Origin of the sequence: Orientia tsutsugamushi, from assembly GCF_900327275.1 — a bacterium.
Lineage (GTDB): Bacteria > Pseudomonadota > Alphaproteobacteria > Rickettsiales > Rickettsiaceae > Orientia > Orientia tsutsugamushi.
Window position 1 is genome coordinate 1,071,107 of sequence record NZ_LS398548.1, and the last position, 16,438, is coordinate 1,087,544.

At 31.4% G+C, this 16,438-nt stretch carries 7 protein-coding genes; all 7 read right to left on the reverse strand.

Features of this window, described 5'->3' with window-relative positions:
- Window positions 1–9: 9 nt before the first annotated feature.
- The 7 genes from DK405_RS05695 to DK405_RS05725 all read right to left on the reverse strand — a co-directional run bounded on the left by DK405_RS05695 (window position 10) and on the right by DK405_RS05725 (window position 16,248).
- Complete coding sequence (locus DK405_RS05695) at window positions 10–1,263, reverse strand: MFS transporter (protein ID WP_045912266.1); 1,254 nt, start codon at window positions 1,261–1,263, stop codon at window positions 10–12.
- 36 nt (window positions 1,264–1,299) lie between these two features.
- Window positions 1,300–3,783 carry a TrbL/VirB6 family protein gene (locus DK405_RS05700; RefSeq protein WP_231967924.1) on the reverse strand — a complete coding sequence of 828 codons (2,484 nt, stop codon included), beginning with the start codon at window positions 3,781–3,783 and terminating at the stop codon, window positions 1,300–1,302.
- Window positions 3,784–3,856: 73 nt separating this feature from the next.
- Complete coding sequence (locus tag DK405_RS05705) at window positions 3,857–7,129, reverse strand: TrbL/VirB6 family protein (RefSeq protein WP_045912268.1); 3,273 nt, start codon at window positions 7,127–7,129, stop codon at window positions 3,857–3,859.
- A gap of 53 nt (window positions 7,130–7,182) precedes the next feature.
- Window positions 7,183–11,064 (reverse strand): type IV secretion system protein, encoded by a 3,882-nt coding sequence (locus DK405_RS05710; protein WP_045912269.1) that lies wholly within the window; start codon window positions 11,062–11,064, stop codon window positions 7,183–7,185.
- Window positions 11,065–11,085: 21 nt separating this feature from the next.
- Window positions 11,086–13,533 carry a TrbL/VirB6 family protein gene (locus DK405_RS05715; protein ID WP_045912270.1) on the reverse strand — a complete coding sequence of 816 codons (2,448 nt, stop codon included), beginning with the start codon at window positions 13,531–13,533 and terminating at the stop codon, window positions 11,086–11,088.
- Window positions 13,533–15,950 carry a VirB4 family type IV secretion/conjugal transfer ATPase gene (locus DK405_RS05720; RefSeq protein ID WP_012461381.1) on the reverse strand — a complete coding sequence of 806 codons (2,418 nt, stop codon included), beginning with the start codon at window positions 15,948–15,950 and terminating at the stop codon, window positions 13,533–13,535. Before DK405_RS05720 ends, DK405_RS05715 begins: the two co-directional genes overlap by 1 nt.
- A gap of 10 nt (window positions 15,951–15,960) precedes the next feature.
- A complete protein-coding gene (locus tag DK405_RS05725; RefSeq protein ID WP_012461380.1) occupies window positions 15,961–16,248 on the reverse strand; it encodes a type IV secretion system protein VirB3 in 288 nt (95 codons plus the stop codon).
- Between the last annotated feature and the right edge of the window lie 190 nt (window positions 16,249–16,438).

The window sequence follows — 16,438 nt, forward strand, 5'->3', positions numbered from 1 at the left end:
ATATTTAGATTAGAAACTTAGATTTTGCTGATTTTTGCTACAATAATCAAGCAAATAAATTACTGTAATCATAATAACGATTATTACTAAAAAATACATCATTGGCCACCATGCACTACCTATCTGATATAAGCTAGTCGCAACAAACGTTGTTGGACCAGAAATTAAGCTTGACCCACAAGCATGTGCAGCACTAAATAATCTATATCTTATAGTCTGAGGAATACTTTCCTTAAGAAAAACTAAAGCTGGCATAGTTAAAAACGGCACAAGCATACACATAGTCAGGTATAATACTGGAACAAAGTTGCCTAAATTTATCATATAAGCCATAATAATGGTAGCTATTCCTAAGCAACAAAAAGCAACAGAAGAAACTAATTTTTTACCTATAATATCAGCAGTATATCCTCCTATAATTGCAAATAACATCTGTATTGCAATTCCAAGTGTGACATAATATTTCGCTGTAGCTTCATCTAAATATTGCAATATTTTAAAAATATATGTACCAAAAAATATCGTACAAAATTGATTAGTGCTACCAATAGTACCAGCTATTAATACAGCTAAAATAAATACATTTAAATTCTTATGTATAATCTGCAAAATTGAACAGTCTTTATATTCATGATACTGAGGATTTTTTACTTGATCATTTTGAATAGATTGCATAAATATCTTGCGTATAATTACCACACATATTCCAAATACTCCTCCCAGTACAAAAGCAAAACGCCAGCTATATTTAGGCATGATATCTAAAGTAAAAACCAATGCTGATATAGAGGCAATAAATGATCCACAGGTCGTAGAAGCATTAACTATGCCCCCACCCAAGCATTTATATTTATCACCTATAGTTTCATATACATATAATCTTACTCCATCAGTTCCTGGTGAAGTAAACATACATATAGAAATTCTAGCTAATAATAAGCCAAAAACTGATAACACACCGATAGTATTATAACATGGTAAAATAGCAATTAATAACGACCCACTAGCTGTCCCTATTAAGCTTATACTAAAAGTAGCATTTCGACCATAAAGATCACCTATTCTCCCCAAAATAATAGCTCCAATTGCTTTACCAAAAATAGCTATTCCCATAATAAGATAAGTATTTCTTAATTGTGTAATACTATCACTTTTAGTAATAAAACACTCAGAAATTTGAGAAGCTAATAAGCCAAATAAATGATAATCATAATAATGAGCTAAAGTTACAAGCATAGATAAAATTAGAACCTTCTTGTTCATAAATCTTATTCTCCTAAAATACTGAATATCATGTCACTAACTTAAAAGTTGCATCATGATACTTTTCACATAGCTCATTCCCTTTCTATTTATTCCCTTAGTAAATACTTGAGAACCAACTAGTGTTCCAGCTAGTAAAACTAAGTTATACAGTAAAAAAACTCCTGCTAACGAACCTGCAAAACTGTTACCTAAATCCATAGCATTAAATAAATTTCCACCCATGAAAACAACTTTATAGAAAGGTACAGCCATCAGTGGAATACTAAATGCTGTTGGTAATCCAATTGCAGATAAGTCAAGATTTAATTCTATATCAAACAATGTGCCCCAACAAATTCTAATTTCAGGAAAAGCAGCTTCCACTGCAACTAACATCAATTCATTAATAATTAATATAAAGATAATCATTATTACTGGCATTAATGTATTTAATAAAAGAGCACTAAGCCATCTTTTAAAAATCTCTGCTATCCTATCAAATAATATAAAAACTATAAACATCGGTGCTAACCCAACTAATATTGCAATGGCAATCATAGACATCAGAAGTTCCATACACACTTTAACCATAATGATTATAAACCTCATAATTGACCATAAAGTTAATATTCCTAATATCGTCAAACCATTATGTATGTTAACTATTTCAATTAATATTATCTTTAGAAAGTTAACATCAATATATCTGCTAACAACTAAATCCAAGAACTTAAACGGATTGTTAACATCACTGGCAGTAGTTTTAACAGCATAGCTAATTAAACTATTTATACCACCATCAAACATTGGAAATAGAGTATCATAAAAAATATATTGGCTATTTTCGTTAAACAGTGCTGCTATAACTATAATTTTACTACATCGTATAAGTAAGTCGTAGGCAGTAACTTTTACTACTCCTAATAAAAAATAAATACCATATAGTGTAATATAGAGAATTGCTAAAATACTGAATACCTTTTTTAGGGCTGCATTCTTAGCTAAGCCAAAATAAAACAATTTAGAAAACTTTTCAACTTTTTGCTTGATTGGTATATAAATATTATCATAAAAAAATCCAGCAACCTTTATTTTCCCTTCACTATCAGGTGGAACTGTTACCTTCAAATTAAATTGTTCATTATTTGTTTTTACAAAACGAAACCACAGCTTTGCTGATTCAGAAGTAACTATATTTATACCATTTCTAGGTAAAGTAGTACCTTTAGTAGATAAAGTTGGAGTTGTATTTGAAATAATATACTCTATATCACCATCATATTCATCACTAACTATATTATGTCTATCAATAGTTATGTACATCAAGTACCGCCCTACTAATGTTTTATCAACAACTATTCCTTGAATTATTTCTTGCTTGGAACTAAGAATAGAATTTAAAAATTTTTGTTCAAATTCATTCAATGTACTACAGCTACTTAATATACTGCTATATTCCACATCTTGTAGTCCATTAGTACGGTATTTTACATTATTATTAAATAATGGCGTAGAAAAACTCAAGTCACCATCACTTTTTGCTACTATATGATACATTCCCTCTATTGGCTTATCGAGAAAAGCGCTGCTATGCGCATTACCTACATTATAACCAACTAAAAATTTATCAAACTTAGACTTTAGAACTTCTTGATCCAATTTAATTTCCATTCCTGTTCCAGATTGCATTATACAGGATTTAGACTTAGACAAGTTATTCAAATTACATTTTTCAAAACTGCTTATACTATCAATACTCTTAACACCAACTAATAACTTACTTAATGCCTTCTTATCAGAAGTTTGACCAGTAACCAATAAAGCATTATCAACAACACCAACATTAGACTTTAGTGATACAGTATATATGCCATAAGGTTTATAATATTTATAACCATCCCACCTAGGATATAACTCTCCAGTAAATCCAGATTTTTCAGTACCACCTTTTAACTGTAACTTATTAAAAAAATCGACAGACGAAATTAAAGCTATATCGATAACATCACCAGCTTTAACACTAATTTTAGTGTCTGCGCCATTAAAAAAATTTTTCTGCAGATTTATAGCATTTGTAAAATTAGTACTACCATTTTGAAAATTACTACTATTCTCATTTTGGTAATTCAATAGTTTACCATTCTCAAAATTATGAAGACGTGAAATAGGCTTATTGTTTGTACCTAGTTCAATAATAAAAGTTTGCCCAATTACAGGAAATCGCGGATCAACTCTATGTAATACTAGATATCTTTTCTGTAACTTTCTAAAATTTTGACTCATCTTTGGAATCTCAACTGAAATACTTTTGCCAGCTTTAGTCATAATACCAGAATCAATCCAATTATTATTGGAGTTAGCTTGTATATCTATCCATTTTACATCTGCAACACTCAACCATGTAGGTGATACACTTGTACACCCTGTATTACTATCATTAGGATATTTATCCATCCATTGAAGAGAATTAGAGGTAGGTAGTTGCGCTCCAGCTTGAGGTAACTCATTTGAAGCTTGAATACTGGTAGACACAAACATATATGATAGCAAAATCAATATATTTATGTAAGTCATCAATGATTTGTTTTTTGTTATTAGAATTTTAAGTATTTTAGTCATTATTCTCAAAATTTTTCTTATTCAAATCATGCCTTCTAACAGAAGATTCATTATGCGATGGTTTTTGGCTATTCAAATCAATTTCTTGATTATTAACTCTTAGGGAAGTATTCTGGTTAGGCTTTACATTCTCAACACTGCTATTTCCTCTAATAGCAGTGCCTCCTTTGTCATTTAGGCTTTTATTTTCAAGATTGGTTCTTCTATTAACCACATTATCTTTATCTTTAGACTTTTCAGTTTGTGAACTTGAATACTTACTTTTCGCATGAGATATCCCCTTACCTATTCCTTTCCGTAACGCAAAGCTACCTTTTTTACCTATCGATGCCACCTTCATAACAGCCTTTTCAGTCCATTGTACTGCAGTATCCCAAACTTGAGGTGCAACATGGCCTGCAGAAGGCGCAATCCCTCCAGCGCCTCCAGCTGTAAGAATATCAACCATTAAACTTGAAAAGTCAATGTAACTATACATACAGTAAGCAATAATTACTAAAGCAATAATATAATTCATTGCTAATCCTATGTTATTATCAGCTCTATTATCATACCCCCATGGACCAAACCAATTTATACAAAATAACTCTTGCCCCCCATAGCTACCTAGTACACCTCCTAATGCATCTATTTTTGGAAGCTTAAATACTATAGCACATTTCCAGCAAACGCTATATCCAAGCACAAAATCTAAGTAAACAATAAAAAGCTGAGTTAAAATTGTTATTCCTGCCATTAATATAACTGGCTCTATTAAATACCGAAATAGCATTCTAACCCAATTATCAAATAAATACCAAGTTCTATTAAAAAGCATAAAAGAAAGAAACAATGGTGCCAGTCCTACCAATAAAGCAACAGCAGTAGTTGATACCAAATATACCATAATAGTCTTTAATAAAGATATAATTATCAAAATTATAGGAACAAATATTATAATATAATAAACTACCCCCATTAGCCCCATGCTTAAAAGAGATAATAACTGAACATAAAATGTTTTATTAAAAAATATTTTACTCATCAATTCATCTAAAAATAGAAACACTCCTATATTTTGATCATACTCATACCCTGATACATTAACCATTAACTGTTTGCTAAAATTCATAATTAAATCATATAGATAAGCATTAAAAAAATTAAAAGTCCCTTCATTTATCAGGCCACTAACAATTATTACCTTAACAATTCTAATAACTAATTCTTTAGCAGTAAAATTAACTGCTCCTAGCATAAATGCAAATCCACAACCCATAATATAAAGAGTTAACATTGCTCTAATGTAATTAAAGAAATTTGTACATCTAGACTTATCATTCTGTTGATAACAAGTCATATTTTTAAACATTGTCTTTGAAGCATTAGCAATTTTATTCTCAAATATCCTTATTATTGGATTTAACACTTTACTTATAAACTTTCCTCTAGGTACTATGGTACTCATAGTAATTTTATATTCACCCACACTAGCTTTATAATCTTTTTCATCATTTAGAATTTTAAACCAAATGTACCCTGACTGCGAAGAAGTGATTTTAGCTTTACCTACTAAATCTTCAACCTTTACATCAAGTGATCCTGTAGTATATACATCAAGTTCATGTGATTTTAGTTTATTTACATCTACTCCTGCAGGTACTATCGCGTATAATATTTTGCCTCTGCCTGGAAATTTACTATCATCAAAAGCGACTCCAGACTTTCTAACACATGAATTTTGTTTTAAATATAATACATATCCTCCAACACTATTTTTCATACTTTCAATATTAATATCAGGTCGAATCATATATTGTAAGTATCTTGGTCCACTAAATAACGTTTCTGAAATCTGATCTTTATATATTATTAAATCCTGATTTACTTTAGTTATTCCATAACAACCAGTAGCTAAATCCTTACCTGAAGGAAAATCACTTTTACATTTATTGCCCAATATAGAATCTTTGTCCTGCACACTACTAAAGCGATACTTTAAATCAGTGGCATAAGTAGCAGACCTCCAAGAATAAACTTTTTGTCTATTTTTTACTAATTGTTCATCTAGTCGATTAGAGCAAGCTATTCTACCTAAACTCTTAATATCATTTCTATCTTGCTCAGTTAAAGCTGCAGGTACCGTCCTAGTACCATCATCACGATATTCTTCAGGCAGTCCATCCGCTAAAACACCACGCTTGCAGTCTAGCAAATATTTTTCTGGACAATCTTTTCCTCCAAAAATATCTCTAACAGTACCTTTATAAGAACATTTGTCTTTACCAAGTTCTGAGTTAAATATTGCAAAGTGCTTAGAAAGCCATCCATGTGAACCTGCCATTTCACACTCAGGTGCTGGGCATACCGGCTTTGATCCTAGACATTTTGGTTTCATACCACAATCTTCACAAGTACATCCTTTACATTCATCACACTGTTTGATATAATTATCACCTTCTCCCCATGGAGAATACCTTCCACATAGTGGACTATAATTCTTTTTTCCTTCTTGACAATCAGCTCTAACCTGCTTAGTCCTTTTAATTATACCAAAAGTATCATTAGTACCCTTTTGCCAATCTAGACTTGTATCGTTAAACCAATCAAATTCTGGTCTACTATAAGCATAGCCTATTTCGGTATTCTCAACCCCTCCGTGACTAAAATTTTGATTTCTACCAATTTTGACTTCTATTTCATCACCAGCAGATACCTGAGCAAGATTACGCCACTCTCCAACATTCGCCTTTAATATTACTGGTAAACCATCGCCTGGATCTAAAATTCTAGGAATAGGAATAAGATTACCACTATCATCAGTATTATCTTCACAATCTTCTATACAATCACTCTTCTCTCCATTAAAAAATTTATTAATATCACTAATATTACATTCTTTACCATCCTTATATTTCAGCTTACAAGTTAAAGCATTTTTTGGTAAGTATGCCTGACAAAGGCTCACTGTTCCATCAATAAGAAAATCAATATTTACAGGTTTTAATTGCCCATTTTCTTCAGGTACTGAAACATAAAAATCTGATTTTACCCAAAGACCACATGGCTTACTTGGATCAACTATTCCTCCAAGGCGAAAGCTATCATATTGTCCAGAAGCTCGAACATTCTGAGTTAATCGAATAACATCTAAATCTTGCCCATCTGCATTATAACGGTACCAACAATCATCGCCTGATCTTAATGCCCCAAAAAGCATTAAGATAAAACTTACTACAGCTATACAAACTGCTATAATTGCAAATTTGATAATTTTAGATTGCATAATCTTTCATTAATATTTCCATTTTTATTTTAGTTTCATACTATCAGAAATGTTTAGATGTTTTTCTTATCATCACTACCTTTATTAATCTCATTTAAATCATTAGCATCGATCTTTTTTGATAAGGCATCAGATTCAATATTACTCTTTCTTGTTTCGATGGTTTGATTACTGCTAGTACTATTACTCTTATCGCTAACATTAGATTCTAGTTTCTTATCAATCTCAGATTGAACAATATCTTTATGATCTTTAAGTCTGAAAGAAGTACTAAATTTATCTTCTGCAGAAACTACACTAGTATCTCTTGGCTTAATATTTTCAGAACTTAACTTATCAGTCTGCTTATTTCCACTAGTACTAAACTTATCAGCACCAATAACTTCATTATTATTACTAATGTCAAACTTCTTAGCAGCTCTAATAGCATCATGATCTTTTTTTAAGCCATGTTCAACGCCACTAATACCATTACTTTTTAATCCAGTACTAATTTTATCCTGAGCTGATGATTCGATGTTAGACCGACTGCTAATTTTATCTGTAGCAGTTTTATCTATACCACCTCTAGAGCTAAACTTATCACTTGCCTCTTCTTCTTTATCATCTTTACTACCTTTGGTTCTAGTGCTCTTATTCCTAAAGCTAGGAATTCTTAAGCTTGGTAACTCCATATTTACAGCAGTAATACCACTAGTAATAACTGCCGCAAACCTATGCGCTTCCTGAAAGAAGTAATAAAAAATTCCACAAAATAGTAATACAACAATCATAGTAGGTAAAAAATCTGGTTCAGGATATACTACAAATGCTTTAAAGAAAAGAAACATTCTTTGATGCCAATTTTTTCCATTAAAATATTCTACTAACCTATATCCAGCACTCTCTCTACATATTTTAGCAGCATCACTATTATATGCATCATCAAAGAGACTATGGTCTTGAATATAACGATCAGGTACACGAAGCTCAAAAGTACTCAAAATTTTATTTCCCTGCTGATAATCATACCTTGCAAATTGACATGTTTTATACGTTATTGAATCCATTAAAGTCACAAATAACGCAATGAATGCTGCAACAATTGCAGGCTGCAATGCAAAAGATAATGTCAAATGCAACCAATTATTAAACATCGATTTTGTCTTTTCAAACAATACCATAGGAATAAAAATAGGAGATATATAGCACATGACATATAAATTTACCAAACTAGTAATAAATACAGCCATAAACCTCCAAAATAACGTTAAAAAGATTATAACAAATAGTAGCATTACCAAGAAAAAGATAATTTCACCGCTTAATAACAATCCCCACAAAGTAGGAAATACTAAGAAAGTATCATCTTTCTTAAGTGCGTGATCATCCTTAATATTACTCAAATGCTTGGTAATATCATCATTAGCTCTAGTCCCAATAGATGATCCAACTAACTTACCACCAAGTGATGGCTTTGACCTATCTACAGTATAATTATGTAATAATCTAAAACCTAAGTAATATCCTATTCTACAATCTATTGCATCCCATAATGCATAATAACGAGCATCAGGTGTATAATCTTTGTTAGGATCAAAATAACATAATTTAGTGCCACCAACAGCAGAATCACTACCAACGGATGAAAATACAATATGAGCTAATTCTGAAGTAACTGAACTTAAAAATGGCAAAAAATGATCTTGCATACCGTTATTATAACTTATTTTTCCATCTTTATTAGTCATTGGACCTAGCCCAACAGAAAAATACATTACAATTAGTATCTGTAATACTCCAGTAACTAATCTCTCTAGGCTAAAAAAACGCTCAATAAATATCATTTTGATGCCAAAAAATATTATGTATAACATTAAAGCTGCTTTAACAGTTACTGTCATACCACGCTGAAAGCTTGAAAGAGGCTTCAATATACTAGCAGAGGATACCTGATCATGAGTAATTGAATCAGCATAAAACATCTTATCCAGGGCTTCTTTTAAACAACCGATAGCTCTACCAGAAAAATTAAAAGGCACTCTACTTTTTGTAGTACTTAAACTACAAATTCTATTATTACTCCTAGCTTGAGGTATTAAATCAATATCAGCACTAATATTTTTACAGACTATAGGAATATCTCCATAAGATGTTTTAATTTTCAAACAAGAAATTTTATCAGTATGTTCAACCTTAAATCCAATATTTTTTACTGCATTTTCAGTTACTAGTATAGGATCTCTTCTACCTTTCTTTACTCCGCTAGTATCAAATAACTTCCTAATAGACTTAAATTCAGATTGTGGACCAATATATACTGGAATACAATCGCTACAAAGATCTGATTTTTTAACCTTTAAACAAAGATTAAATCCCTTATCTGCAGTATCACATACATTTCCACATTTAAAATTAATATTTTGATATACAAAAGAAGCTAAAGTAAAAACACTGCTTTCAGGAGAGATGCTTCTATACTGGCTAAAATCACAGTTTGCACTAACTGATGAATTTTTATCTTCTTCAAATTGTTGCTTATATATCTCTTTATCTCTATTAACATCATCTGTCATCTGATCAATACTTTGAGATAAATTATCTATATCATTTCCTAAACTATCACGCTCTCTAACTAAATCAGGATTGTTGTTACCAATATCAATTGCTTTGTCCAAAGCCTCCTTATATTTTTTAGCAGCTTCATACTCTTTTTTCTTTTTATTTAGAGCTTCAATTTTATCTTCTAAATCTCCACTAGCATTAGCTTGATCATAAGCTTCCTGAGATTGAGTCTGTTTTTCTTTAAATTTATCTTTAGCAGCATCAACTTCTTCTTTAGCTTTTTTAACTTTATTTTGAAACTCTAATAATTTTTTAGCTTCTTCCTCTTCCTGTTTTCTCTTCATCTCATCTTCAGCAACTTGTATGCTACGCTCTATTTCAGCAATATCAGTTTTTACACTTTCATTTTGAAGTTTTAATTCATTGATAAAATCACCATTTTTATATATCTCTATTACTGCTTTCAAAGTAGTCTCAAATGAGGCTGATCTCCTTACTGTACTATAGCTCAGATTTTGTAATAAAAACTCAATAGCGCCTTTTTCTTTTGCTTCTGTTATATCAGAATAACCTATAACCCATGCCACAAATGTGTTATACATATCTCTTCCTTCTACAAAAACCTTCAAAACTTTTTCTATTTCATAAAGTACTTTCTTTTTTGCAATTAATATACTTTTCTTATCAGCACCATTTCTCACTTTCGAGTCTAACTCATCATCAATTTTTTTGTATAGTAACAACGCATTCCAAAAGTCCATTCCAGCAACTACTACTAAATCTCTAGCGCTAGCTTTAATTATCTTATATTGACTTGAAGCTTTGTCACCAGATTCTTGAGCTAATTTTAATGCAGCTTTTCGCTCTTCTATTAATTGCTGAAAATCTTTATTCATCTTACGATTAATTTTATCTTTACCAGTTTTACTGCTTTCCGTAAACGCAGCATGCCTAGCCTTACCTTCATTTACTAAAGCTTTTTTCAATTGTTCAGATAAACTAATGATTTCTCTAGTTTGAGCACCAGCATTAGTTACAGCATTAAATTTTTCTAAATTAGATGAAAATCGATGATCTTGAGCATTATTCCATGCTTGCTTAGCTGAAGATTCAAGTAACTTTACCTTTTCTTGTAATACATCAGGATTCTGATAACGTAATTCCTCTTTTTGGATACATTTAGACTGTACATATGCATAACAAAATCGTTGATCGTAAGTACAACACCTCTTCTTATTATTCTGCCTAACACAGCAATTCTTTTCAGCATAAGCCATTGATGGCAGTGCAATAACTAGCAACAATATACTATAAATTGCTTCTTTAAAAGCTTTAAAAACTGAATGATTGTTAATTACTATCCTAAAGTTATATAGCAAATGCTTTATCATTTCATTAATACTTATACCATATTATTTAAGAGAGCCACTTCTCATAGATTGCCCACCACCTCCTCCACCTTTCATAGCTGAACTCGCTTTTCCTCCTCCCTTTTTTGCTAAAAAGCCTAAAGTATCATGCATTTGCTTAGGATTAACAGTCATACCAGAAAGATTTATTCCGCTTACTAACGATGATACAAACTGTGACAGTGAATCACTAAGGTGATAAATCAAATATAAAGTTAAACAAGCAACTAGTAACGCCATTATTAAATCTTTAACTAATTGAAAAATAGAGCGAGTAGTTTTAAAAAATAATCCCTGAGCTACTTCTACTGCATTACTAAACTGATGATTTTCTGAATCATCTTCTGATCCTACGTTGTCCACTGAGATAACATCCTTAGCTACAGTTTTAGCAGTATTAATCACTGCAAATAGAGGATTATTTAACATCCATCCTAAACTTTTTTTGCATCTAGCAATTTTTTGGTCAGCATCACCATCATATAAATTTTTATCATTAACATTAATAAAAAACATTTTTCTCATTCTTGAAACATTGCCACTACTATCTTTTACAAGTCTATAATCATATGCACAATCAGTATAAAAGCCATATTCATAAACGTGAAACATCATCGTCATAAAAACAATAACAACCATAGGCTGTAGTACAAATGATATTACTAATTTTAACCAACTATGAAAATAACTTTTAGTATATTCAAAAAGCACCATAGGTACAAATATAGGAGCTAATAACCCTAAGATTAATATTCCAATAATACATACTATATATGCATTAACCATGTATGCTGCTATTGATATTACAAGCAATGGATAAAACAAAACTAGCCCCAATAAAGTCATATTACCACTCCATAAAGCAGGCACTAACAAATAATAATATGGAGGTATGGAATTACCTAAAGGATCTCCACCACTACCCTTTACAGCTTGAATTTTTTGCCTAACATAATCTTTAATAGCATTTATTCCTAAATAATGTGTTAGCCTACAATCAATAGAATCCCATAATGCCAAAAGCTGTCTAGCATCAGCTCCGTGTTTACTAGAATCATAATCACTAGGCTGAAAATTGCATAAACCAGATACTTTTTTACCTTCTTCATTACTAGATTTTGTCATTACCCAAGCTGCTACTTCTGCCATTACATCTCCGCGTAGCAACTCCATACCCCAACTTTGTACTCCATTAATTAATTTTTTATCATCACCAGTACTAATTCCAATCGAAAAATATGTTACTAACACTATCTTTAAAACAGCATTAATAACATCTTTACGACTTATTTCATTTGGCGATAACAAAATATTGTATCCCCAAAAAATGATATATAAACACATAAAAGCAGTAACTGCCCTGCGCATGTGACGGCTAAATTTACTAATCATATTAACATCACTAGCATTTGTTATAACCTCATCACCTTTAGCATTTAGCTTGCATACAGTTGATTCTCCAAGAACTTTACGAGCCATCTGTACAAAACACTTAATTATAGGACCAGTAATAGGTAGCAGAGTTTTAGAATTTTCTACTGCATCTGCATAACACCCGCTCATATTTCCACATTCAACTAATCTGTTTTTATCAGACAATTCTTTTGATTCTTTATTACCATTTCCAGTATGGCATACTGGCTTTGATATCTCTGATACACTAGAAGAGTTATTTAAAAAATTACTATATATAGATCTACTACAAGGCTCACTAATATACTTACACCCTACATTTAAATATCCACCCAATAAAGTCCATGCAGCAACACAAATTTTATCTTTATCTCGTACTACCTTATATGGTATGTAAGGAGACCCAGCAAGATTAATATCCACAAAGTGATCATAATGTCCTACTTCTTTATCCTTATATACTTCAAAGATATCTTGAGCCTTAATATGCCATGCTCTTGCAACAGCATCCCAAACGTTATCACCAGAGGCAATAGCAACAGCAGCATTGACTACAGTCCCACCTATAGCAGTTGCTGCAGCTACCATTAACTTAACATTATTACATAAAGCAAAGCTAATTCGGGGATCAGCAGGATCAGCGCGATTTTTTTTAAGACATTGTCCTCCAGGAAATTGTTCGCCAAATAATTCTGCATTAGTCATATTTAACTTTAACACCATTGGAAGATAGGTGCCTATTCCTAAGATAGATGATGTTGCTAAACTAAAAAATGGAGCAGGAGTACAAGTATGAGAAAATTCATCTTTAAACAATAAATTGTTAACTCCTCTAGTTTCGCAAGTTATATTTGATAATGTATCTACAACTTTCTTAACTCCATCTTTAATATCGTCAGCTACATCCTTTACTTCATCAGGTATAATATCACCCACGTTAATCATATCAATTGCGGGAATAGCCTTAATAGCTTCAATTTGTAGTGCAAATACTGATACTAATATAACTATTTTAGCTAATTGATACAACCACTGCATTATTTTGCTGTTTCCAAGTGCTTATAAAATTTAGGCAACCACTTTCTAGAATCATCTCCATATTCGCTTCTTAACTGATCTAATAATATTACAGTTTCAACTCGGCCTGAGAGTACTCCTATAATATTATTCATGCCCGCTAAATTTAATTTAGCTACTACAGAACCAATTCCTTGTTTTATTAGAAAATACCGTGAACCAGGATCTGTGGATTTAATAATAGAAAATTCCCTTTCACTCAACATAAAAGCAGTTCTATAGATATCGGTTGCTTTTAAATTTGGTAGAAAAATCTGAGTAGCAGTTTGCTGAATCAGAGTATCACTAATTGAACTCTTTGAAGCATCTTCCACACTCTGAGTAGCAAATATAACAAAAGTATTTAACTTACGCAATACCTTCAACCAATCTTTAATCTTAGGAGCAAAAACAGGATTATCAATCAAAGCCCATGCCTCATCTAATACTATCATAGTTGGTGAACCATCCAACGATAAATTGATACGGTGAAACAAATATAATAATACTGGAGCTAAGCTAACAGGATCTTTTAATAACTCCCCCATCTCAAAACCAAAAACTCTACCACTTTGCAAATCCATATTATCATGAATATTATCAAATATTCCAGCTTTAGCACCTGTGCCATGCCACATTGCAATCCTTCCAGCTAGAGTATCAGGACCTCCAATTCCTAAAAATGCTACTATATTACTTAAGTAACGATCAGATGGATTAAGCTTATAATTCCCTTCCACAGCTAACGTAATATAATGCATATCGTCAGCGCTAATAGATTCACCATTTGAAGTAACTAACGTTTTTATCCATTCTACTAAAAAATTACGATTTTCATTAGTATCAGGCAATTGTAAAGGATTAAAATTACATTGTTGAAACGGATTAATCACAGTATACTTTCCATCTAGAGCTCTGATAAAAATCTCTGCACCTCTATCTTTATCAAAAAAGAAAGTTCGAGGATAAAATTTTTGAGCTTGAGCGCATAAAAAATTCATTAACACTGTTTTCCCTGCTCCAGTAGGCCCAATTAATAAAGTATGTCCAACATCACGTACGTGAAAGTTAAAGTAAAACGGAGTACCAGAGCTTGTATCCAATACTGTAACGCTATCTCCCCAATGATTTCCTTTAGCTTTTCCTGGCAAGTAATTATGCATAGATGCAAACCCTGCAAGATTCAAAGTATTAATTACTGATTTTCTTACAGCATATTCTATATTCCCTGGTAATTGCGCCCAATAAGCAGCTTCTAAATTCACTTTCTCACGTACTGGCTGCATACCAGTGTTTGCAATTTCAACTGAAGCAATAGAAAGTGCGTTTTCCAAGGCTTTTAAACTATCAGCTATACATAATACTGTTAAATGATGTTCGCCAAAACCAATTTCACCACTGGTTGCCATATCTAATGCTTGAGAAATCTCAGCAATCTGTGATACTGCTTTATCTTCAGTTTGAATCATTCTATTTTGTTGCAATTGCATTTTATTAATTGCAGCTGTACGACTAGAAAACTGAAAACTTTGGCTAATAATAAGCTCAAAAGGAAGTTGCAAAAATGAATCTAATACTCCAGCTGAAGTTTTTGGTCCATATTCTTGAATGCTAACTATACCAGCATATCTACGCTGCCCTGCCCCTCTAGCTTCAATTGAACGATCTCCAAAAAATAACCTATGTGTAGGTATATAACTATCTATTGATCCTCTAGGTAAAAGTACAGGCATAGAACTGCCGCAATTAACTATAGTAGCTAAAAATTCCAATATCTCACAAAAAACTCCATTAGGTTCATTTTTAACCTTTAATATTTGTGCATCATAATCGCTAAATGTAGTCACTACTCTTGATACCATCTCATCAAGGTTAGCATACATTTCATTCATACTTTGCATCCATGCATTTTTATCAGACTTTTGCAATAACTTATTGTAAAAATACTTTAAAATTTCCCCACCTTCAACATCAGGTTTATATAAAATAGTGATATAAATATCATTTATAAAAGACTGAAAATCAGAATATTTTTTTTTCCATTCATTATCAACATAAGTAACAAAATCTTTTGCCATACCTACAGTAGGATCAACATCACCTTCATCCATAGCTGAAGCTAGCTGCTTTCGACGTCTAATTATGTGAAAATATAAATTTAGGCTACCTGAAGCCATACCTTTAAATAAAAGATTTCGAAGCCTTTTTCTAATGTCTAAATCTTGATCATCTGCTGTTTCAAAAGCAAAACCGCTAATTTTAATAACCTTAATTAGCTCATTTTTTTTTGTAATAATAGTAGATTTATTCCAATGATAAGCATATGGAATAAATTTAGCAACATGAACCTCTCTCTTAGAATAGTACTCCCTTGCTACTTTAGTCTTAAAAAATTTCATTATTTAAATACTATATACCATATGAATTAGCACCATAATAAAGTCTATTAGGACATTTATTAAACTTTTGAGCTCTCATTAAGTAAATTTCCATAAAACGTGGTTCCTTAAAACAGAGCAAATACCCTACCCCATGTACTACTAATGATACCGGAACAACATAAAAATTTGATGCTACAGTAAGATACATAGTTGAAAGCATAATATTTAACAATGCATATGAAAGACTTACTCCAAATATCATTGGAGGCCTAGTTAACCCTAAAAACAAAGGATCAGCTTCTAATTTTCCTAACATATAATTTCCTTCTTTCAGTAAATTTAGTATAATTAAATAGTTAATAATACATAGATAACATAGACAAAACTTAATTTAACGTCTACTTAAACAGATATATAACAAACAATTACTCAAAATACTTCAAATGCTACAATAATTAAAAGCTGAAATTGAACTAAAAATCAAATACCCATACTACTTCACAAAA